18 protein-coding genes and 1 tRNA gene are annotated in these 24316 nt (G+C 25.1%); 7 read left to right on the top strand and 12 right to left on the bottom strand.

The annotated features are described in order from the left end of the window. Positions 1 to 71: 71 nt before the first annotated feature. The 5 genes from trxB to MCAV_RS02000 form a co-directional block, all read right to left on the bottom strand. A complete protein-coding gene (trxB, locus tag MCAV_RS02020; RefSeq protein WP_391592220.1) occupies positions 72 to 1034 on the bottom strand; it encodes a thioredoxin-disulfide reductase in 963 nt (320 codons plus the stop codon). Between the two features lie 64 nt (positions 1035 to 1098). After that, positions 1099 to 2358, bottom strand: coding sequence for a prolipoprotein diacylglyceryl transferase (gene lgt, locus MCAV_RS02015; protein WP_391592219.1), 1260 nt, complete (start codon positions 2356 to 2358; stop codon positions 1099 to 1101). Positions 2359 to 2363: 5 nt separating this feature from the next. Beyond that, on the bottom strand, positions 2364 to 3323 hold the full coding sequence (gene hprK / locus MCAV_RS02010) for an HPr(Ser) kinase/phosphatase (protein ID WP_391592218.1): 960 nt from the start codon (positions 3321 to 3323) through the stop codon (positions 2364 to 2366). A gap of 133 nt (positions 3324 to 3456) precedes the next feature. After that, on the bottom strand, positions 3457 to 4410 hold the full coding sequence (gene grpE / locus MCAV_RS02005; RefSeq protein ID WP_391592217.1) for a nucleotide exchange factor GrpE: 954 nt from the start codon (positions 4408 to 4410) through the stop codon (positions 3457 to 3459). Between the two features lie 7 nt (positions 4411 to 4417). Then, positions 4418 to 5578 (bottom strand): DnaJ domain-containing protein, encoded by a 1161-nt coding sequence (locus MCAV_RS02000; RefSeq protein ID WP_391592216.1) that lies wholly within the window; start codon positions 5576 to 5578, stop codon positions 4418 to 4420. A 449-nt stretch (positions 5579 to 6027) separates the two neighbouring features. Here MCAV_RS02000 and MCAV_RS01995 point away from each other — a divergent pair, with 449 nt between their 5' ends. The 4 genes from MCAV_RS01995 to rpoE all read left to right on the top strand — a co-directional run bounded on the left by MCAV_RS01995 (position 6028) and on the right by rpoE (position 10353). Further along, positions 6028 to 6807, top strand: coding sequence for a hypothetical protein (locus tag MCAV_RS01995; protein WP_391592215.1), 780 nt, complete (start codon positions 6028 to 6030; stop codon positions 6805 to 6807). A gap of 208 nt (positions 6808 to 7015) precedes the next feature. Continuing rightward, on the top strand, positions 7016 to 8488 hold the full coding sequence (gene gltX / locus MCAV_RS01990; RefSeq protein ID WP_391592214.1) for a glutamate--tRNA ligase: 1473 nt from the start codon (positions 7016 to 7018) through the stop codon (positions 8486 to 8488). A 6-nt stretch (positions 8489 to 8494) separates the two neighbouring features. Then, a complete protein-coding gene (locus MCAV_RS01985; RefSeq protein WP_391592213.1) occupies positions 8495 to 9943 on the top strand; it encodes an HD domain-containing protein in 1449 nt (482 codons plus the stop codon). Further along, positions 9886 to 10353: a DNA-directed RNA polymerase subunit delta gene (gene rpoE, locus MCAV_RS01980; protein WP_391592212.1), complete on the top strand. Its 468-nt coding sequence runs from the start codon at positions 9886 to 9888 to the stop codon at positions 10351 to 10353. The genes MCAV_RS01985 and rpoE overlap by 58 nt, the downstream gene beginning before the upstream one ends. Positions 10354 to 10422: 69 nt before the next feature. On the opposite strand, the gene MCAV_RS01975 is transcribed toward rpoE, so the two are convergent. Then, positions 10423 to 10509: transfer RNA gene (locus MCAV_RS01975), tRNA-Leu, on the bottom strand. Positions 10510 to 10598: 89 nt separating this feature from the next. On the opposite strand from MCAV_RS01975, the gene fmt reads away from it, so the two are divergent. Both fmt and MCAV_RS01965 read left to right on the top strand, forming a co-directional pair. Then, positions 10599 to 11561, top strand: coding sequence for a methionyl-tRNA formyltransferase (gene fmt / locus MCAV_RS01970; protein ID WP_391592211.1), 963 nt, complete (start codon positions 10599 to 10601; stop codon positions 11559 to 11561). Then, positions 11497 to 14043 (top strand): DUF2779 domain-containing protein, encoded by a 2547-nt coding sequence (locus tag MCAV_RS01965; RefSeq protein ID WP_391592210.1) that lies wholly within the window; start codon positions 11497 to 11499, stop codon positions 14041 to 14043. The genes fmt and MCAV_RS01965 overlap by 65 nt, the downstream gene beginning before the upstream one ends. A 49-nt stretch (positions 14044 to 14092) precedes the next feature. Here MCAV_RS01965 and MCAV_RS01960 read toward each other — a convergent pair whose 3' ends face one another. Together MCAV_RS01960 and MCAV_RS01955 are read right to left on the bottom strand one after the other, a co-directional pair. Beyond that, on the bottom strand, positions 14093 to 14542 hold the full coding sequence (locus tag MCAV_RS01960) for an HIT family protein (protein WP_391592209.1): 450 nt from the start codon (positions 14540 to 14542) through the stop codon (positions 14093 to 14095). Between the two features lie 21 nt (positions 14543 to 14563). Further along, complete coding sequence (locus MCAV_RS01955; protein ID WP_391592244.1) at positions 14564 to 18409, bottom strand: DUF3713 domain-containing protein; 3846 nt, start codon at positions 18407 to 18409, stop codon at positions 14564 to 14566. Between MCAV_RS01955 and MCAV_RS01950 the strand changes: the two genes are divergently transcribed. Next, positions 18387 to 18653 (top strand): hypothetical protein, encoded by a 267-nt coding sequence (locus MCAV_RS01950; RefSeq protein ID WP_391592208.1) that lies wholly within the window; start codon positions 18387 to 18389, stop codon positions 18651 to 18653. The genes MCAV_RS01955 and MCAV_RS01950 overlap by 23 nt on opposite strands. Positions 18654 to 18979: 326 nt before the next feature. Here MCAV_RS01950 and MCAV_RS01945 read toward each other — a convergent pair whose 3' ends face one another. From MCAV_RS01945 to MCAV_RS01930, 4 genes are read right to left on the bottom strand one after another with little or no spacing between them, the layout of a single operon-like run. Beyond that, positions 18980 to 20074 carry a hypothetical protein gene (locus MCAV_RS01945; protein WP_391592207.1) on the bottom strand — a complete coding sequence of 365 codons (1095 nt, stop codon included), beginning with the start codon at positions 20072 to 20074 and terminating at the stop codon, positions 18980 to 18982. A 9-nt stretch (positions 20075 to 20083) separates the two neighbouring features. Beyond that, entirely contained in the window at positions 20084 to 21154 is a 1071-nt protein-coding gene (locus tag MCAV_RS01940) for a bifunctional oligoribonuclease/PAP phosphatase NrnA (RefSeq protein WP_391592206.1), read from the bottom strand. A gap of 10 nt (positions 21155 to 21164) precedes the next feature. After that, positions 21165 to 22016 (bottom strand): MPN551 family DNA-binding protein, encoded by an 852-nt coding sequence (locus tag MCAV_RS01935; RefSeq protein WP_391592205.1) that lies wholly within the window; start codon positions 22014 to 22016, stop codon positions 21165 to 21167. A gap of 9 nt (positions 22017 to 22025) precedes the next feature. Then, positions 22026 to 24293: a class I tRNA ligase family protein gene (locus MCAV_RS01930; RefSeq protein ID WP_391592204.1), complete on the bottom strand. Its 2268-nt coding sequence runs from the start codon at positions 24291 to 24293 to the stop codon at positions 22026 to 22028. Between the last annotated feature and the right edge of the window lie 23 nt (positions 24294 to 24316).

Raw genomic sequence — 24316 nt, 5'->3', positions numbered from 1 at the left:
ATTTATCAATTGAATTAAATTAATCACAAATTAAGAATTTATGTGAGATTGTTTTAATAATAACTTAAAAACTAGGCATCAATAAAATCATTAGCAATATAGTTTTTAGCTTCAATTGCAGCAATTGCACCATCATTAATTGCTGTTGCAACTTGACGTAAACTTTTTTGAATCACATCACCCCCAGCATACAAACCGGGATATTTAGTCGCCATTTTTTGATTAACAACAATAAAACCATCAGATCCAATAATATCTAAGTCTTTTACAAAATCAGTCACTGGATTTAAACCAATATATGGAAAAACACAAGATACAGGAATAATTAATTCATTTTGAGAATTAACATTTTGGATTTTAACACCAGATACTGAATTGTTATTAACTTCAATTCTAGTAGGAATAAATGGGGTATGAATTTTAATGTTAGCAATTTTTTTCATGTTATTAACAATTTTAGCATCAGCACGAAATTGATCACGACGATGAATTATATGAACATTAGCAACAACATTAGATAAATAAATTGCTTCTTCAACAGCTGAATTACCTCCACCAATAACTGCTACATCTTTACCCTTATATAATGCAGCATCACAAACTGCACAATATGATACGCCCCGACCATAATATTCTGATTCATTAGGAATGCCGATTTTACGTTCAATCATCCCTGTAGCAATAAAAACTGTTTTAGCATAATATATCTTATCATTTTCAGTATAAACTGCTCAATAAGGTTTAATTGATACTACTTTAGTTACATTACCATACAAATAACTAACTTCATTAGCTAAAGCATGATTCATCATTTTTAATGAAAGATCAGTACCTTCAATTGTTTCAAACGCAGGATAATTTTCTAAACTATTAGTTTTCACCATTTTCCCACCAGGTGCATCTTTTTCAATAAAACCACATTTCATTCCTGCACGTGCACCATAAATTGCTGCAGTCAATCCTGCTGGTCCTGCACCAATAATTAAAAAATCAAACAAATTAGGATTATTTTTTAATCCATCTTGAATCGCCACTTTATTTTATAATTCCTTATATCAACTTAAATTATTTTTAATTAATTTTAAAAAAAGATAATTACTAATTATCAAATCAAATTTTTCTACCAAAAAAATTAAAGTAGTTAAAACCATAATATTTTAACTCATTGTATCCTACTACATAATCAGTTAACTTAATTGTCGTTTTATTTTTTAAACGTTCAATATCATGATGGATTTTTTGAGTTAAACTAGTACCAATTAATTGATCTTGATAATTAGAATATTTAGTCATTAATAATCTAACATTAGTTCAACGATAAAATGGTAATTTGAAAAAATCAATTAAATATTCAAACCAACGAACATGACGAACGTCTTTTCTTCCTGCAACAAAAATGGCATAAAAAATTACTAAAAGTCCAATAATTAATAAAATAATTGAAAAAACAAATGATTGATTAAAACTAAATGTTTCACTAGCTGAACTAAAACGTAATTTTTCTGTTACAGTTCGAAATAAACCAGTATAAAAAATGGCTACTCCACCAATAATGCCAACTTTAAATTTAGGAATTGTGTTAATAAAACCATTGTAAATAATACTAAAAACAATAATATTAAAAAATGATTCATACAAAAATAATGGATGATGTAAAAATGCTGTAGTAGCTCAATTACTACTTGGATTTGCAAAACTACCACTATTTTCTGCTGTGGTTGAAATCCACATATTACTTCAAACTCCAGGCATAACAACACGTAATCAATTTAGTGGAACAAGATTGGTATTACCATTTTCAATGGCAGTAATAGCATCAGCATAATTAAGATTGCCAACTTGTAAGCCAAAAACTTCATAATTAAAAAAATTACCCCAACGACCAATTGCTTGACCAATTAAAACAACTGGTACAATTGCATCAAAAAAGATTCAAGTTGAAACACGACGTACTGCTTCAACTTCTTTTTCTTTACCCAATGGAACATTAATTCAATATTTAGCTTTTTTTAAAATTAAAGGAAATCAAATTAGCCCAAAAAGTGTGCCAATAAAAACCCCACCTTGAATTGCTAATCCTCCAGTTCCTGTAAACCCTGCATACCATTGATTAGAATTACCAATTGCATATGATCAAATACTTGCTGAAACAATCCCTAATGGAAAGGCAATAACAGCAAATTTTAAAAAAGGATCATATGAAACCCGATAGAATTTAGTTAATTTTATTGAACAAAGAATAACAGCAATAATAAATCCTGAAACAACCAAAAAACCATAAATGGTTACAGGTAGTGAACCAATGTGACCAATTAGACCAAATGATGAGCCATTAATACCATTAAAACCATTGCCCATAAAAATTAATCTTCTTTCTCTTTTCCTCTATTAATTGCACTAATGCGATTTTCAAATTCAGTAAAAGCGTGATATTTTTCATAATGTTTTAACTTAAAATCAATTACAGCTGATTCAATAATATCACTAATTTTACGACCATAACTAACTGGAACAATGTAATGGGGCAATTCAATCCCCATTAATGGTTTCATGTTTAATTTAGAACCTAATCGTTCTAATTGAATGTTTTCTTTAACTAACTCAGTTTCCTTTTTAAGTTCAACAACTAAATTAATCCGAGAATTTTTTAGCAACCGTTGCAAACCATACATTCGTTTGACATCTAAAATTCCAAGACCACGAATTTCAATAAAATCAGCAACTGCTTTATTTGCTTTGCCTCAAAGATCATTACCAACAACACTAATATCAATTGCATCATCACCAACAAACAAGTGATTTTTTAAAATTAGTTCCATCGCTAATTCTGATTTACCAATACCAGCTGAACCTAAAATTAAAACTCCTTCACCAAAAATATTGACTAAAACACCATGAATTGTATTATTTTTAGCTAATTTTCGTGCTAATCATGGATTGATTGTTGTTGCAATTAATGATGAATTAAATTGACTTTTAATAATTGGAACTAAATTATTAGTTTGATCACTTGCTTGTAATAAAACTTCAATTAATTCAAAATCACAACTAATAATTAATAATGGCGGTGCTGCTTGAAAAATTTTAACAAGTCGATTAACTTGTTCTTCAGTAGTTAATGTTTTTAAAAAATCAGCTTCTAATTCACCCCAATAAATTAATGAATTAATTTTAGAATTTAAAAAAATTTGACTTAATTCTAACCCTGCTTGATACATTTTAGGAGTGATAATTTTATTTTTGACATTTCTTTCAGTCGCATTTAAAAATTCACCACTAAATTCCTTATATAAATCAGCAACAGTAATATAGTTTTGAGACATAGATTGAAAATATAATTATTTTCTCAAAAGGTTTTAAGATAATTATCTTAATTAATTTTAATACCATTATATACCATTATTAATAATGATTAACTAAAAATTAAATCAAGCAGTTTTGATTAAGTTAAAAAAATTAATCTTTAATTTTACTTGAACCAACTTTAACTAAAACTGGTTTAATAACTCGATCATGTAATTTATATCCTGAAGCAACAATACTAATAACCTTATTATCATCATCAGGTTCACATTCAACTGTTTCAAATGCTTCCATAATTTCAGGATCATAAACCTGACCAACTTCTATAATAATTTTATTAATTTTAGCATCTTCTAATAACTGTTTAAACATATCTAAAAACATGTTAAAACCCATTAAATAATTTTTAATCGCTGGATCTTCAGAGTTAAAAGATAATGCTGCTTCAAATTGGTTAATGATCGTAACTAAATCTTTAGCATGTTTTTCAAGTGCATAAAGTTTAGCATAAGTTAAATCAGATTTAAATTTAGCTTGATATTCAGCAATTTTATCATTTAAAACTTGTTCAGCTTGTTCAGCTTTCTCTTTAATTTTAGCTAAAAAAATATCATTGCTTTTTTGCATGTATTCATTTTTAATCGCACTAATTTTTTCATCTAAAATTCGTTTGTGCTCTTGTTCTTTAAAATGTAATTCTTTTTTTAGCTTATTAATTGTTGCTTGATGATCATGATCATCTTGATCATTTGAACTATTTGAACTTAAAAAATCTTCAGGTTGATTTATTCGTGCTAATGTTTCTTCTTGAAAATCTAAAATTTCTTGATTAGCTAATTTTAATTTTGCATTATCATGAATTAGATCAATTAATTTATCTTTTAGTTGTTGATTAGTTCATTGATCAATATCATCTGGAACTTCTAGTGTTTGATTAAGATTATTAAGTTTTTGAATTTGTTCTAATTCCACTGCTTTTAATTTTGTTTTTAAATTATGAATTTTTGTTTTTAATTCACTAATTTCTTCAGACATTTTAGAATTATGTTGATTTTGGGAATTGCGATGAAATTTATGTTTTTTATTTTTTGCTTGAAAAGTATTCATAATAATTTTAATTTTTTAACTCACTAATTGCCTTATTAATTCAATTACTTGCTTCTTTAGGTTCTTCAATTTTAATTGAACTCAAAATTTTTAATTCATCATTACTTAATTTTTGTGGTGCAGTATATTCAACAACACCAATTAAATCACCAGTTATTGTTTTATTATTACGTAAAATTTGACATCCTGCACCAACGATTTTTAAGTGTTCGCCATTTTTAATTCCTGGTTTAATTCGAATTGTTTTAATTCCTCATGGTGAAGGAATTTTAACATTACCACCAATCATCGCTTGTAATGGATTTAGAATTAATTTAGTGTAAATATTCATCCCATGACGTTCAAAAACACTAGAATGAGATACATAAATTTGAATTTTTAAAGTCACTTCAGTGTTTTTATGAGTGTTTTTAAAAATTAAAACTTGACCAGGAACAACTCCAGGTGGAATATTTAATTCAATTTCTGTGTGCAAGTTGTTATAACCTTTGCCACTACAATGACGACATTTTTTACTAGGAATTTTACCTAAACCATGACATTCATGACAAGTTGATCGAGTAGAAACTGTTCCAAACAAACTTCTACGTTTGATAATTTCTTCGCCCAAACCATTACATTTTTTACAAGTAACAATATATCTTGGATCACCATCTAAAGCACCAGTTTTTTTACATGATTCACAACCAGATTGATAGGTATAACGAAAATTTTGTTTTGTACCCTTAATTGATTCAACAAAACTAATTTCAATTGCTTGTTCAATTTCATTAGGGTTTTTAGTACGATTTTGATAATTATTAAAATTTTTACGAAAAACATTACCAAATAAATCATCAACCCCACCAGGGCCTTCTTCATTAACAAAGAATGCTTCACCTTGTTGACTAAAAAACTGATTAAAAATGTCAAAAGGATTAAACCCAGCATCATGAAATCCTGAATTTTCTAATCCAGAATGACCAAAATCATCATAAGTTTTTCGCTTTTGTGGATCACTTAAGACTTCATATGCCTCATTAATTTGTTTAAATTGATCTTCTGCTCCTTTTTCTTTATTCATATCAGGATGATACTTTCGCGCTAAAGTTCGAAAGGCTTTTTTAATTTCAGCATCAGTCGCATTACGACTAATTCCTAAAACCTCATAATAATCCCTTTTTTGCATTTTATTCCTTTCAGAAAATATGTCCACTTATTTAAGATTTGATAACATTAAAACAATAATTTTAAAAATATTGTAAAAATTAAAAATGATTTTTAAAATAATCGGGTTTCATTATAGCATAAATTAGCAATTAGATTATATAACTGCTAATTTTTATTGCAAAAAATCTTTGATTTACATGCTAAAAACGATTATTTTGGCTTAAATTGGATTAAAAAAGTGTTACATTAACTAATAGATTTAGCAATGGAATCAAACATTGAAAATTATTTAAAAAATTTTTAGTATTATAAGAACAAAATTTAAGACAAATAAAAATTAAATAATTAATTGTTCTTAATAAGATTAAATCATGATTAAAAATCTTATCTTTTTAGTTTTTAATCAGGTTATAATTTATCTATTGTATAATATCAAGCGTATAATTAAGAAAAATTTTAGCAAAAAATATGATTCTACAAGCTTATCCACGCATTACATTTGGTTATAAGACATTTAAGTACGAACATAATTATCAAAAAACTTTATTTGATAGTATCTTTGTTTTGAATTCTGATCTGTTTGATGAATTACACTTAGAAAAAAGTGATCAGTTGATTGTAAAATACTTTGATCATGATAATCAATTATTAACCGTGCAAAATGATTTAATTAGCAAAGCAGCACTTTATTTAGGAATGTATCATTCTATTAATGTTAAACTAAAAATTACTGTTAAGAAAAATGTTCCCCAAGGATCAGGATTGGCTTCAATGGCAGCGTGTGCTGCAGCATTAATTAAATATTATGCTGATAAATTTAAATTACCAATCAATTTCAGACATGTTGCTACAGTATTAGATAGTAATATTCCGTTTTTTCTAACAGGATTTAAAGTTGCTCGAGTGCAAAATTTCGGTGATCAAGTTAGTGGTTTTACTAATATTAAATTACCTGAAATGAAGTTGCATTTAACTAACATTAAATTAGATGCTAATAAAGTTCATGAAGTTCATAAAGTGCAAAAACGGTTTTTAGCAAATAATTATATTTCTAAATTAATTCAAGCTGTTGTTAATGATCAACCATATGAAGTGTACAATGAATATCAAAACACAATATTTAAAATTGCTCCTAATTTATTTTTAGAAAAAGCGAAATTACAAACTCAATTTAATTCAATCTTTTTAAGTGGTTTAGGATCAACTTTAATTGAAATTAAAAACCCGCATTTTGTCGATTCAAAATAATATTTAATAAGTTTATTAATAAGAAAGAATTAACTAAATCTCTCTTGTTTAGTTATTTTATTAATTAGTATTCAATCTTAAATCAACATTTAATAATAATCATTTTATTATCTTAAGTGTTGATCTTTATTTACTATTAAATTCTGATCATAATAATCAATTTTATAAAATAAAATTTGTTATTATAAACAAAGAAGATGGAGATATTTTGAGCGAAACTATCAAGCAAGTTAGAACACGTTATGCACCATCACCAACTGGACAATTACATGTTGGTGGAGCAAGAACCGCAATTTTTAATTATTTATTTGCTAAACAAAATATTGGCAATTTCATTTTAAGAATTGAAGATACCGATTTAAATCGCAATATTGAAGATACAATCCATTTTCAATTTGATAATTTAAAATGATTAAATATTTTTCCTGATGAATCATTTAGTAATCCAGGAAACACAGGACCTTATTTACAATCACAAAAACTATTAACTTATGAAAAAATTGCTTATCAATTACTAGAACAAAATAAGGCCTATAGATGTTTTTGTAATCCTGAAGAATTAGAAAAACACCGTACTAATGCATTAGCAAATAATCAAACACCGCGTTATAACAAATATTGTCGTAATTTAACTCAAGCAGAAATTGAAGCAAAACTAGCTGCAGATATTCCTTATACAATTCGTTTAAAAATTGATGATAGTATTGATTATGAGTGAGATGATTTGATTCATGGACATATTAAAATTCCTGGATCAGCACTAACTGATTATGTCATTTTAAGAACTAATAAAATTCCCACTTATAATTTTGCTGTTGTTGTTGATGATTGTGATATGCAAATTACTCACGTTTTACGTGGTGAAGAACATTTGTCTAATACTCCTTATCAAATCTCTACTTATCAAGCATTAGATAAAGTGAAGCAAATGCCTAAATTTGCTCATCTTTCTATTATTGTTGGTGCAGATGGTAAAAAATTATCAAAACGTGATCACACTACTAACCAATTTATTCAAAACTTTAGAAATGATGGTTTCTTACCTGAAGCAGTCGTTAATTTTTTAGCATTGTTGAGTTGATCAGGAATTGAAAATCAAGAAATTATGTCAATCCAAGAAATGATCACTCATTTTGATTTAACTAAATTATCAAAATCACCATCATTTTTTGACTATAAAAAATTATTGTGAATTTCAGGACAGTATTTTAAAAAAATTGATGAAAAATTTTATTTAAACTTTGTGCGTCCATTTTTTAACATTGATTTAGGTGAATTAAATGATAATAAAAATGAAATTGCTCTATTATTTAAAAACCAAATTAGTTATGCTAATGAACTAAATCAATTAGCAAAAAATTTGTTTAATGAACCTGATAATGTTGAGCGAATTTTAGAACAAAATAAAGACAACTTTTTAAAAAATCGTGATATTTTTGAAATTAGTTTAAAACTATTACCATCTCATCATGATGAATGAGATCAGGCTAATTTAAGAGCTTATTTAAAACAAATTATGGCTCAAACTAATAAAAAGGGTGCTGATTTTTTTATGGTTTTAAGATTAGGATTAACTTATTCAGATCATGGTCCTGAATTATTTCGCGTTATTAAACTAATGGGTTTTAATCGTTGTCAGCAACGTCTAACTCGTATTTTAGAATTTTTAGACAAAATATAGTAAACAGTGGCAAATAAACGATTTTATTCAAAATTGCATTTGGAAATTAATAATAAGAAAAAACTTTATTTTATTAAAGATGCAATTCATCATGAAATTAGTTTTGATCAAAACCAATTATGAATTTATCAATTAGTTAATACACCAGAAATTCAACGTTTAGGTAAAATCTTACAATTAAGTTTATCTTTTAATAATTTCCCAACTGCAACCCATACCAGATTGTCTCATTCATTAGGTGTTTATTATGTTACTAACCAATTCATTCAAGAATTCATTCGAAGGAAAATTTTAGACCCTGATCATGATCGATTAGCAATTAATATTGCATTAGTTGCTGCATTATTGCACGATGTTGGTCATGGACCTCATTCACACGCTTTTGAATTATACACAAATTATAATCATGAGTTTTTTGCAACTAAAATTTTGCGTTCTAAAGAAACTCAAATTCATCAAATTCTTGTTGAAAAAGCAATTAATGATCATTTAGATGAAGATTTTTATATTGAACATATTATTAAAATTATTAACAAAAAAAATGATGATCCTAATTTAAGATGAGTTCAAGATTTAATATCTTCACAATTAGATGCAGATCGTTTGGATTATTTATTACGTGATTCATATTTTTCAGGAATTGATTATGGTAAAAATAAATTTGATTTATTAATTAAATGATCAATTATTGTCCGTGATCAGCATTTAAAAAACAACTCACTAGCAGAAAAAAAACAATTTTTAAATAAAATTGCTTTTTATCAAAAAGCTAATTATTTAATTACTGATTTTCTCATTAACCGTTTTCTAATGCATGCTGAATTGTATACTAATAGTTATTCAACAATTTATGAAAATTTAATTAGTTTAATTATTAAAATTTTTAAACAAAATTATCAAACAATTATTGATGATCCTCAATTACAACCTTTTATTTATTTTTATCAGTTGTTAAAACCTTATTTACTTGAAAGTCCAAACCAATTTAATTATCAACAATTCTTAAAATTAACTGATGAAACTTTTAATATCATTCTTGATTCATTTTGTCAAGCATCACATCCTGATTTAAAATCTCTAACTAATTTATTACATGGTAATATTAGTCAATCAGAACACCAATATTTAATTTTAAAATTAGATCAATTTGCAGATGTAATCCAAATAATGAAAAAATTAAATTTAGATCAGCAAAATACTAATGCTTTTTTATCTTTTGATAACACTTCAACTACAGTCGTTTATGATAAAAAACAACCAATTTTAAACTACAATATTGATTCAGATTTAATTTTATTGTATAATGATTTTCTAGAACGCAGTCCAATCAATTTAAAAAAATTAAAAAAATTTGAATTATATACAAATCGAAAAATTGTAATTATTAATAAAAAATTATGAAAAACAATCCAACAACAACTTCAACTCCAATCAAAAAAAATAACAAAAAATTAAAACAAGAATTACATCCTAGAATGTTAACAGATTTAGCATATAAAATTGCTTGTAAACATTTTTTTCAAAAAAATTTTACTTTCCAAACCTTATGATCTAAAGTTTGAAATAAAGCTACTGATTTTAAAAATGAAAATGTAGCAGATTGAATTGGCATTTTTTATGCTGATTTATGTCAAGATGCGCGCTTTTTAGTTTGTGGTCCAACTACTTGATGTTTAAAAGAAAGTATTACTTTAGAAAAAGCAGAAAAAATTGCTAATACAATGTTTTTATATGAAAAAGATGATTTATTTGAAGAAGGTTATGAAGAATATAACCAAAATAATCAAGATGAAACATTAAATAGTCAAATTTTTGAAGTTGATGAAGAAATTCAAGTTGATGATTCTGAAGAAATTGAAGAATAAGCAATAACAAAAATTAAAAAAGACACTATGCAAACATTAATCACATAGTGTCTTTTTATTTTAATAATTTGGTGCCTAAGAAGGGACTTGAACCCCCATGGTATTGCTACCGGCAGATCTTGAGTCTGCTGCGTATGCCAGTTTCGCCACTTAGGCAACTTTTTAAATATCTTAAATAATTATAACAATTTTTTAAATATTGATTAACATTAATTAAACTAATTTAGAATCAGAATTATTCACAAATGAAAAAAATCATTTTTTTAGGTACTCCCGAATTTGGTGCTAATGCTTTAGAAGCTTTAATTGATTTAAAATATAAACCAATTTTAGTAATCTGTCAACCTGATCGTCATTTTGATCGAAAAAAAAAGATTATTTTATCACCAGTAAAAAAATTGGCTCTAATGCATCATATTCCAATTTTACAACCAGAAAAAATTAATCAAGTTTATCAAACAATAATTGATTTGCAGCCTGATTTAATGATTACTGCTGCTTATGGTCAATTTATTCCTGAAAAAATTTTAAAAATTTGTCCACTAGGTGCTTGAAACATTCACGGTTCACTTTTACCAAAATTACGTGGTGGTGCACCAATTCAATGAGCGATTATTAATGATTATCAAACAACTGGTGTTTGTTTAATGAAGATGGTTAAAAAAATGGATGCAGGAAATATAATTGCTAGTGAAGTGGTTAATATCGACCCTAATGAAACTTATCAATCATTATTATTAAAATGCAATATTGCTACTAAACAATTATTACAAAAACATTTTGAAAAAATTATTATTGAAAATTATTATGAAATTGTCCAAGATGAAAATGATGTTAGTTTTGCTTATAATATTCAAATTGAACAAACTTATATTGACTGAAACCAACCAGCTAAAAAAATTGATTGTTTAGTTAGAGGATTATATAATAAACCACTTGCTAAAACAATTTATCAAAATATTAGTATAAAAGTGCATCAAGTAGCAATTTCTATAAACCAAAAACCAGTTAATCAAGTTCCAGGAACAATTTTAGCCATTGATCAAAATGGCATCGCTGTATCAACAGGTGATCAAAATGTTATTCTATTAAAAAAAATTCAATTACCTAACAAAAACCCTGTAGCAATTAAAGATTTGATTAATGGTAAAACAATTTTTAAAAATAACACTAAATTTAGCAATTATGAATCAAAAATTAATCTCTAAAATTGATTTTAAAAAAAATTTAAAAATACCAAAATGTTTTTGGTTTAAAACTGATGAAGAAATTAATGCTATTTTAAAATCAATTAGAAAAAATTTTATTGTTGAACAAGATCTAATAATTAATGATTCATTACATCAAGATGATGATGAAATTAGTGAAACTGATCTTACTAAAGAAGATTTAGATGAAACGATTTATGAATTATTGTTTGATCATGATAAAAGTAATGAAATTATTAAATTATTAGAAAAAGAAGCAGTTAATTTCAATCAAAAAACTAAAAGTCAATCAAGACAACAAAAAACGATTGATATTATTTTAAATATTATTAATGAACCAAATTTTGATTTTATTAAAAATCATTTTCTTGTTTATGGTTTAATTATTGAAAATCTTAAAAATTTTTTAGCAGAAAAATTTAAAATTCCCTTTGTTCGCATTTTTGATCATAGTAAAAGAAGTGCTGAAATATCTTCAAAAATTTTTTTAAATTCTAGAAATTTAAATGCAAAAGAATTTTTATATATTAAACCAAAAATTATTTATCAAAACTTTTGCTTAAATCCTACTGCTATTATTAAAAAAAACAATAAAATTTATGTTATTGAAGCTAAACTAGGTACAACCCAAAAATTGTTTAACTTATTTGATTTTGTTTTTTTTGAAAAAATTATTAGTGATGCTCAATTATTTCAAGTTGATTGTTATTTAAATGCTTTAATTAAAAATGTTCCTAAAAAACCAAATGATCCACAAGTTCAATTTTTATTAACAAGTGCTACATGTTATGCTGAAAAAGTTAATAATCAATTAAGTAAAATCATTAAATATCAAACTGAATTTTATGATCAGATCGATCATCCTAAAAAAATTTTTTATTTTCAACCTAAATCAGCATTTGATTGAACTGAAATTGCTGCTCAAATTTCTACTGCTAAACCATTAGATTGATCAATTAGAGTAATTGGTAATAGTTTTGATGCTAAATCAGTAAAGAAAAATAAAAATGAACCAATTGATCTTACTAAAATTAAAACTTGAAGTAAACGGAATTTAATTAATATTAATAATTTTTTCAATAAGAAATTACAATTAAGTGATTTTAATTTAACTTTTTTAGAAAATGAAGATCTTGATTTTTATGATTATACTAATAACGATCTTTTTTTCTATCAAGCTTTTATCACAAACCAATGAAGTCAATATGATGCTGTTTATAAAAAAAGTAATGCCAATAAAAACCCTAATAAAAAAACAAAAACTACTCAAGAGATAAAAAATAAAAAGATTAATAAAAAAGAAAGTTATGTTAATAGTTTAATTATTGGTTTTTTTGATTCTCAAGCAGTTTTAAAGTGTCGTGAATGATATCAAATTGATAAAAACCTTCCAATAGATTTTTATCATTATTTAAAAGTTCCAGAAGATCAAACAACACAAATTACTTCTGATTTAATTTTTAGTTATTTAGATGATAATCCGTTTAATGACAATCTTTTATGAAAAAAAATTGTTACTGCATTTTTCCCTGAAGCTAATTTTAGTGGTACATTTAGTTTAACTAAAAGTATTATTAATTATGCGATAAATTTTTTAAATAAAGAAGATAATGACTTAAAAACCGTGAACGAACGTTTCAAAAATTTATTTTTTGAAGAATTATTCCAAAATAATCAGTATGCTATTGATCAAGCATATTTAGTTAGTAAAAAAGCTGCTAATTTATATTATGAATATTTAAGTTTTCCAAATAAAGTATATTATGATTTTGAATCAATTTGTTTACCATTTTCAATAATGGAACAAACATATCCATACCAGCAAATTGTTAATCAAGTTTCGATTATTAAAAACATTGATAATAGTGGCATTGAACATTGTCAAAATATTCTTTTTGATCCACTAAATCTAAAAACAGCAATGTTTAAAGAAATTATTGATCGAATTTATGTTGAACCTAATAAAAACGCTAAATACATTGTTTATAACAAATCATTTGAAAACACTCGTTTAAAAGAAATGGCCAAAATTATTAATGAGCCAATTTATTTTAATAAAATAATTAATATCATTGAAAATACAATTGATTTAGCTGATTTTTTTGATTATCGTAAGACAACTATTTTATGTCAAAAGTTAAAAGGTTATTATTCGATTAAAAAAGTGATTAACCTAATTTCAGAACAATTTTTAACTCAAGCAAAAGCAATTAGTTATGATCAAATTGAAAAAGTTCGCAATGGTTCAATTTGTCAAAATTTATGCAATCAAAGATATTTAAACCGAATTAATAATCAACTTTGAGAACATAATGCCAAATTAATGAAACAATATTGTGAAAACGATGTTCGTGTTATGATTGCTGCTGAATTTTTAATAGTTGATATTATGGAAAAAGCAATCAAGCAAAATAAATTAATTAATGTTGAAAGTTGAAATAATTTAAATCTTAAAAAAATAAAACAACAAAAATCAATTTAAAAATCAATTTTGTTGTTTTAAGAATGATTGATTAAATTCAGAAACTAATTTATTGATTAATTACTGATAAGATTTTGCGATAAACAAGATCAAGATCGTTTTTGTTGGTTTGATCATGATGATGTTTGAAAATATAACCATGAACAACATCATACTTAGGAATAACATGAATGTGAGTGTGAAAAACTGATTGTCCTGCTACTGCTTCTTGATTGCACACATAATTAAAACCTTGAATTTCAGGAAATGCTTGTTGTAAAGTTGCAGCAGCTTTTTTAGCTAAAATAATTAAATCTGACAAAACTTGATCTGGAGTTAGTAATAAATTAGCAAAATGATTTTTACTAATAATTAATAAATGACCATTAGCAGCAGGAAAAGCATCTAAAATACACACACCATGATCGCTATTAAATAATTTTTTAGCAGCGATTTGATTATTAATAATTTGACAAAAAATACAACTTGTTTCATAAACTGATTGTTCTAATTGATTCATTGTTTGTTTTTTAATCTCTTTTTATTTTTTATCTTTTTCTAAAGTAGCTCAACTTAAACCTAATAGATTAACAATTCGTTCATCTTTTGTAACTAAACGATTGAAACTAGGTCTTAAAATGAAACTATCAAAAGCTAGTGATTGTACTTCAGAAGACCGCGCTAAATTAACAACAGTTTTAATAAAAGCATCAAAACCTAATAGTTTAATAAAATTTCTAAAATTAGTTACATCACTAACATCATTACTATTAATTTGAAATGCATAAGCAACATAACCGATTCGCGAATTTTTTGAACTTGGTAGAAAATACTTTAAATTAGTATAAATTGAATCTTGGTTATCAGGATTTTGTAATGTTCCAACAAACCGTTCTAAATCTGATGAATTAATTAAATTAAAATTAGCTTTTTTAGGTTGAATTTGATCATAAATACTCTTAAATGAAGCAATTAATCGATCATTATTAGTTCGATCTAATTTATATTCTATACCATTTAGAACATTAGTTAAGGCTTTAATTTTTTGACTTAAATTAATTTTTAGTGGTGGCAATGTTTTTGAATCTTGAAATTGGTTATTAATTACTTGACCATTACTATCTTTTTTAGGTTCTAATTGACTAACTTGATTAGTATTAATTACATCATTAATGTAATTAGCAATTTTAGGAAACAAGTTACTTAAATTTTGCCCTAACTGATTAAAAGCATTAAATGTTCTAATGTTTTTGACTGATTCAAAAATAAAGTTTAAAGTTGAACTAACATTAGAAGTTTTACTATTAATGGCTGAACCAAATAACTTTCCACGCGATATTACTTCTTTATTAGAACTATTATTAATATCAAAAGCACTTAAATTACCATCAGGATTAGCTTTAGCAAAGTTTTTAAATAAAGCATCTTGAACTACTTGTGGTAGAGTATTAGGTAATGGTTTATTATCTAATACTAAACCATAAAAACCATTTAATCTTGTTGTGTTAGCAGTATTGGAATTAGTAATTTGAGTTGGTGCTTTTGCAGTTACATAATTAAATAAACTACTATTAGATGCTCTAGTTGTTGGTGCATTTAAGTTATAACTAAAATAAGGATTAGATAAAACGTTATTAGGATTTGGATTAAACTGAAAATTAGTTGCAAAATCTGCTAATTCACTATTAACACTATTAGTTCCACTAGTTTTTGCTTCACCAGATTTAGCATCTTCATTTAATGATTTTTCTTGAGCTCAAACAATTGCACCATAACTATTAGCAGCAATTTGACTTTGTAAATAATTAAGTAAATTGGCATAATTATCTTCTAATAATCATTGTATGGTGTATAGTGTTCTAATGTATTTAGAAGTATAGTTTGAACCTAGTTCTCAACCTTGATTACTAAAGGAATATAAAATTTGTTTTCAATAAGATTTAACTTTGTCATTATAACTTTTAATGTTATTTTGATTAGGATCATTAGTTACTTGAGCCATAGGCATCATTGGTTGAGATTTAGGTGTAGTAACTTCTTCAATTTTATATCCACCAATAAAATCCCGACCATTATTAATGTTATTAACTGATCCTAAATAAGCTTCTGAATAAACAGTTTCAGCAATAGCATTTTCCACTTCAGTTTTTAAATTATCTTTTTCACTAGAAAAATCAGTTGCTAATGAGGTTTTATTCTCAAAATCATAATCAATTCGATCAGTTTGATAATCATATTTAATTTCATTTGCTAAATACAAATTTTGAATGTAAGTTTTTAAATTACTATCTTGCTCATCTAATAATGATTGTAGTAAATAATTAAATTCTAAACTATCTAAATGAATCAAATCTTGATTGAAAAATAAACCATCATTAGAATTTTTTAAAGTTTTTAATCAATTTTCAACTTTTGTTGCAATTGTTTTACTATTTTGATATAAGAAATTAATTCCAAAATATTTAGCATTAGTATTAATTTTTTCACTCTTATAAAATTTAGTAATTTCAGGATAATCACCATCATTTTGATAAGTTTGATTCGTTTGCTTATTTTTAGTCAATTGATTATTTTTGTCTGATGGTTGATAAACTGGATCATCCTGATTTGTATTTAAATTTCGTTTAAAGGCTAATGGAGTTGCTAAACCATTAGCATATGGTGGTTTTAAATCATTAGATTGTTGTTGATTATTAACAACATTAGAACTAGATGAATCACGAAACGGTCTAGTTGCTAAACTAGAAACTGTTTGAGCTAATTTATTACGAAAATCAATCAGAATTTTTTGACTATTAATTCCTTGATTTAATTGTTCTAATTCTTGCACTAAAGCAATTAATGTTTGATATTTTGTTGTATTAGTTAAATAATTTTGTTGTTGACTAAAAAAATAATCGTTATTAGTGTTTTGTGATAACTTAGTATTTGGATTAGTTGTTTGACTAAGAGTATAAGCAACTAAAATTTGATTGAAATTATCTTCAGCATATTTTTTTAGTACTTCTAATAAATTAGGATCAAAAACAGCATTAACATCTTTGCGTGGATTTAAACTAAATGCTGCTTGACGTCATAATAAATTTTGTTTAACTTTTTCTAATTTATTTACTAAAGTAGTTTCTTTAGCAATTAATGGAGCACCATCAATTGTAAGTGCATTAAAACCAGTTTGTGATCGTGCAACAGTTCAATAAGAATGTTTATTGTTACTAAATGTTTGATTAGAATTTTTTGATTCAGTTTCAATATCTCTTAAAGGATAAATAAAACTAGTATCTTTTTTATCATTTAGTTGATTGAAAATTTGCTGATCAATTTTAATTCCAGGTTCAGAATTTGTAGTAGGAGTTGATGCAGTAGTAACTACTTGATTACTATCTTTTTTTAAAAATAAATTTAAGGGATCTTTGTCATATTTATTACTAGTTCAATTATTGTTTCCAGTTAAATCAATTTTATTAATTAATTGATTAGAATTTCCACTTTTATCAGTACTACTAGTATCAAATAATTTATTGTACTGATGGACAATTGCTGATGATAAATAACCATCATTAATGTTGGCGATTTCTTCATTAGTATAAATTCTTCAAGAAGTTAGAGCTGTTGAATCAGGTTTATTATCATTAAAAACACTAGTTAAACTAAGTCCACCAGTTTGATTGTTAAATAATGAACCACTTTTTACTCCAGTTTGTCAACGATTAAAAGATGGTAAAATCCCTTGAGTGGTATTGCTATCACCAATATCAAATGCAGGAAAGTTATAATTAGGATCAGTTGGTAAATTAACATCTTGTTTAGCTAATTGATTAGTACTATAAATATTAGTTAAACTATTAATACTTGAAGTGCCATATTTTCATTCAACATTTCAACCTAAAAATGGTCGTTCATGTTCAAACCAATAATTAAAAACAAAGGCTTGAAAATTAGCAAACATTTTTTGATATTTTTGATTACCAATTTCTAAATCTTCTTGACTTGGTTCAAAAACAAAATTATTAAAATTACTTGGATTATTAATTTCACTTGCACTAGCAGTTTTAGTAATAATTGTAGTATTATTTTCTGTTTTTTTATAATTCAAAAACAACTGATTAAAAATTGCTTCAACTAAACTTTTATTAACTGCAGGTCCAACATGATTAATAATTCAACCATCTTTAGTCCCACCAAAAGGATTAATAACTCTTTGAAATAATTGATCTCAATTAGAACTATTACCATTTTGATAACTTTTTAAAGAATTATCAAAACTTTCTTCACCTTTTTCAACAAAATTTTTAATTGTTGTTTGAGTTGCAAATAAACTACTACCTTGATCAACTGTTGTGTCTTGGGCAAAATCTTTAACTCAATTGAATTTTAGTTTATTAGCAATAACATCAATTAACTTAGTTCGTGTTTTATTTAAATCAGCTAATAAAATTGCTTTTGTTAAATTATTTTGCTTTAAATTAGTTAAATTAAAATTATTAACTAATTGATTAGTAGTATTAGCATTAAGATCAATTCTAGGGTTGATAATACTTGAACAAGCACTAAGAATTAGTGAACTTGTTATTAAAAAACCAACTCATTTAATTTTTTTGAAATGATTGTTTTTTCTTATTTTGTTTCAGTAATTTATTATAAGTTATGATTGATTTTCTTATTTTTTTTCAGCTTCTGATTTAGTAATTGATCATTTATTACCTAAAGCATTTTTTAAAAACTTGATCAGCAACAACAATTTTTTGAAAATCAGAACTATTTAAAAACTCATCACTAGATTAATATTATCAAAATTAAAAGACTTATTAATAAATTTAATTATTGAAATTAACACTAAATTGCAACTAATATTATGATTAATAGTACTAAAAATGATCTTAGTCTTCATTTATAATTTTAATCTTAACATTGATAAAATTAAAATTCTTGTTTATTTTAATAAGAAAGTATTATTCAACTAAGTGATTTTTTGTTCAATGATCAATAATTGTTTTTTCTTAAATCAAACCCAAAAATTTAAAACAAGAAAAATTATAAATAATCCTAAAGCAATAATGATGTAATATCACATTCAATGATAAATAAAAAAATATGATTTACCTCATAAAATTAAATTAAAAACAAAATTGCTTGTAGTTAATAATCAATAAAAATTAGTTAATAATTTTTGTTCAATTGGTTTAAAATTTTTTAATCAAAAAAAGATTGTAACTCCAAAAATAAAACCAAGAAAAAAAGAAGTTAGCAAACCTCATGTAGTAACATCATTTAAATGATATGTTAATCAATAAACTAATGGTTGATAAGTTTTAGTAAGATATAAAAAAATAATACTACTAATGCCTAATCATCAAAAAGTTAAACCAACTAAAATAGCACTAATTAAAATAACAACATTAATGCCTAAATGACCATATTGTGCATCTAATTTTAAGAAAAAAGATGATAAATCAAAAGATGAAATTGTAACAAAATTATTAGTACCATCATAACTTAGTAAACTTGAACTATGATCAAAAATAATATTGTCAATTTCTCATTTGGATTGCTTGTTTAATTGAAAAAATAAAATTAATAAAATTAGTGCAATTAAAATCGTTAATATTAAATAAACACTAGAAAAAATATAAGTTTTATAATAATTAATGTCTAATATTTGCTTTTGTAATTTATTTTTTTTATTAATTAATCATTGATCAATTTTTTGATATCAATAATAACAAGTAATTAATAATGATGTTAAAGTGATTCATAAAAAAATAATTCCATCTCATTGAACAACAATTAAACCTAATAATAAAATTAAGGATCCAAAAAAAGCAAGTAAATGAAACCAATTAATTTTTTTAATACGTTGAATAAGATCAAATTTAATTGAAAAATTTAAGTGTTTTTGAATTTGAAAATTACTTGCTACTTTTTTTTGAGCATCAATAAAAATATTTTGATAAAAATGAAAAATGTATACTGGAAAACTAATCGTCAATAAAAAAAACGCTTTATGAAAATAAGTGATAAATTTATTAACAAATTCAACTTGCAATCATTTCATAATTACAATTTATTTTTTTTCAATTGGAAATAAATATTTCTGATACCACTTTAATTGTCAACTTTTTACATTAGCATCATTTTTTGAACTATTAGTGTAGCCTAATTTACAAAGATATTGATTAATTCTTGCTAATAATTTATAAAAGTCACGAATATTATCAAAAACAGTAGCAGCTGATTTAGAATGACCACCACCACCAAATTCACGAGCAATAATATTAATGGGAACATCACGTGATCTAATTGATGCTTTTCATTTTTTAAATTCAAAGTCATAAATTAAACTAGTTCAAATTTGAACTCCATTAATGTTTTGCAACATTTGTACAACAGTTGGAATGTCTTCCATCATATATTTACGACTAGCATCTTTAGATATAATTACATATGCTAAACCATTATGAGTAATTTGAATTTTATCTAAAACATAACCATTAAATTTTTTTTGTAATAAACTTTGCATGAAAATCGTATCATGAATTAAATTACGATTAATTCCACGTAAAACTAATTTACCCATTATTTCAAAAGTTGATGGTAATACTGTAGGGCTTAACATATTATTAGTATCAGTAATAATACCTGCATATAAATATTGTGCTACAGTTGAACAAAAAATAAAATTATTTTTTGATTCAAAATATTCAAAAATTTCAGCTAACATTTGTGAAGTTGCTGGATAAGTTGGATCAATTAATTCTAATTGACTAAAAGATTCAGAACGAGGATGATGATCAATCACAATTAGTTCAGCACAATGAGCATGCATTGCTGTTAAAACACGATTTTCATTCGCTGTATCAACAATAATTCCTAAAGCATCAACTAATTCTTTTTTATTAGCAACTTTATTATTTTTAGCAAATAAAGCTTCATCTTGAGTTTTTAATACTTCATTAGGAATCATTAAAAAAATTTGTTTAGTTTCTTTTTGATGAAAATTATCTGTTAATCATTGATAAAGTGCATAAGCAGATCCAAGCGCATCAAAATCAGGTTGACAATGACAAAAGATAGCGATTTTTTTATAATGTTGAATTTTTTCTAAAAAATTCTTAAGGAAATCGATTTGCAACATAATTGCTGTTTTATTTTTTCTTTATATCTGGATAACCAAAACTAAATCACTCTAAATCAGTATTAGTCATTTTTGGACTAATACCACTAAGAATATGTTGTTGATACCAATTAATTGCATAATCAATTACTTTTTGAAATGACTTTAAATCAATTTCTAATTCTTCAAGAAGCACTAAACTTTTTTCTAAATTAAATGATTCAGGATTTAAATAATCTTGTGTTGATAAAAAAGCTACACAAAATAAACCTTTAGTTTGATTACGCAAGTATAAATATAAACCTAATTGGTATAAATAATTCAGTGGTATTTTAATATGTTTGTCATCAACTCATTTACTAAAACGTGTGCCAACTGATTTGATTTTAGGTAAATCATTTTCATAAACTAATGCTAATTCATTTTCTACAGTCGTTCAAAAATATTCATCTAAAGAAGTTGTTTTAATTTCTAACATCGGTAATTTTTGATGATAATTAATTTTATTAGTTTTTTGATCAATTGGTTCACCATCAGGCATTCCACCAAAAACCGGATTTGATTTAAAAACATCAAAACCAACATCTTTACCTTCATAAAAACGAAATTTACAATTTAATTTTTTTTCAACAAATGAGCGTAATTTCGGTTCAATAATAATTCCTGCATTTAAAAAAAATGGATCAGGAGTTGATTCAAAAAATCCCATCATTTGACACCATGCTTGAAAGGGTGTGGTATAAGGATCAACACCTAATATTGCACCAATTCTTGAACCAGTAATTTTTTTAGGTCGTGATATTTTTTGTTTGCCTTTTTCATTTAAAATAATTTTTTGATCTTGAAACAAAAAATCATTAATACTAAATTTATTAAATTGCATAATTGTTGTTTATTTGATTGTTAAATTAAAAATTTTATTAGGAACATAAACTTCTTTTACTAATGACTTTTGCTTAATTTTTGCTTGAATTTTAGGATCGCTAAAAACTTTTTGTTTAACTAAGTCAATTGAAGCATTGTTAATCACATTAATTGTTGTCACAAATTTATTATTAATCGTAACTGCTAATTCAATTTGATCATCAACTAAAATTTGAGGATCATATTTTGGTCATGATGCTAAATAAACTGATTGTGGTTGCTTTAATACTACTTGTCACAATTCTTCTGCTAAAAAAGGAGCATAAAGACTTAAAACTTGAACAAAAGATTTTAGAGCTAATGATGAATAAATTTTATGATCATGTAAATAATTAATGAAAATCATCATTTCACTAACTCCAACATTAAAATTTAGTCTTTCAGCACATAATTCAAAATTTTTTAATAATTGTGCTTCTAGGCGCAACATTTGTTGATCATCATCATTCACTTGAGTTCATTGTGATAAATTAATAGTAAATGTTGAATATACTCGATCAACTCATTTGCGAATTGCATTTAAACCAGATTCACTTCAAGGCATTGAATGATATACTGGGCCCATAAAACATTCATATAATCTTAATGCATCAGCACCATGAGAATCAATAATTTCATCTGGGGCAATGACATTACCTTTAGATTTAGACATTTTTTGACCATCAGGACCTAAAATCATTCCTTGATTAACTAATTTTTGAAATGGTTCTTTTGTTGGTACAATTTTTAAATCATATAAAAAACGATGTCAAAATCTTGCGTATAATAAATGTAAAACTGCATGTTCTTGACCACCAACATAAACATCAACAGGTAATCATCGTTGCATTAATTGAAATGCTTGATCACTATTAATATCTAAATAATCATTTGATACAACATTTTTTAAAATATATCCTAAATAATATCAACATGATCCAGCTCAATTAGGCATCGTATTAGTTTCACGATAATAATTTTGGTTATTATGTTTGAAGTTTAATCATTCAGTAGCGTGAATTAGTGGTGATCGACCATCATTAGATGGCTCAATTTTTTCTAATTCAGGTAAAATAACTGGTAAATTATAATCAGGATATGCTTGATTATTAGCATCAAAATAGATTGGAATTGGTTCACCCCAATATCTCTGACGACTAAAAATTCAATCCCGTAATTTATAAGTTACTACTTTATGACATTTTTGGTTTAAATTTTTTTCTAAAAATAATTGTTCTAAAGATTGATCAACTATTTTATTTTCTAAATCAAGAAAGTAAGGTAAAATTTCAGGATTTTTATCATCTAATTTTTTTGATAAAAAAACTGGTAATTCTTTTTGAAAATCAATGCTTTTAACTGTGATTGGCAATAATAAAGGTGTTTGTATTGTTTGATCAGTTAAATAAGCATCAATCAATGATTTTATTTCATTATTAGTTAATAAATCTTGAGCAATTCAACTACTTTGATTAATTAAAATTCCTTCAAGTTGATTGAAGTTAGAAGCATATTCTAAATGAATTACAAACGTTTTATCATTAAAAACAAAATTAAAAGTATACTTTTCTTTACGACCAATCCAGTTTTTTTGATGTTCTTTAATGCCTTCAGGTCAATCTAAATCATCTAAAGTTTCTAATAACTTATCAGCATATTGAGTAATCTTTAAAACTCATTGTTTCATTGGTTTAAAAATTACTGGATGTTCACCACGTTCTGAAACTCTTTGACCATTTTTAATAATTACTTCTTCATTAGCTAAAACAATTTTTAATTCAGGACATCAATTAACATTAATTTCTTGAATTTCAGCTAATCCATGTTCAAATAATTTAAGAAAAATTCATTGTGTAGTTTTGTAATATTTGGGATCAATTGTACAAACTTCTTTTTGATAATCAAAAGCAAATCCAACCATTTGTAATTGTTTGCGAAAATGATCAATATTTTTTAAAGTAAAACTAGCTGGATGATTTCCTGTTTTTAGAGCAAATTGCTCAGCAGGTAAACCAAAAGCATCTCAACCAATTGGGTGTAAAACATTAAAACCTAAAGCTTTTTTATAACGAGATAAAATTTCTGTTGCTAAATAACCTTTTAAATGACCAACATGTAATCCTGCTCCTGAAGGATAGGGGAACATATCTAAAGCATAATATTTTGGATTATTTAACTGATCAACAAAACGGTATGTTTGATTTTGATCTCAATATTTGCGTCATTTTGCTTCAATTAAATTATGGTTATAAATCATTATTTTTTATCACCTTATCATCA

Origin of the sequence: [Mycoplasma] cavipharyngis (assembly GCF_042984175.1) — a bacterium.
Lineage (GTDB): Bacteria > Bacillota_I > Bacilli_A > Mycoplasmatales > Mycoplasmoidaceae > Mycoplasma_N > Mycoplasma_N cavipharyngis.
This window is presented reverse-complemented; position numbering and strand designations above follow the sequence as displayed.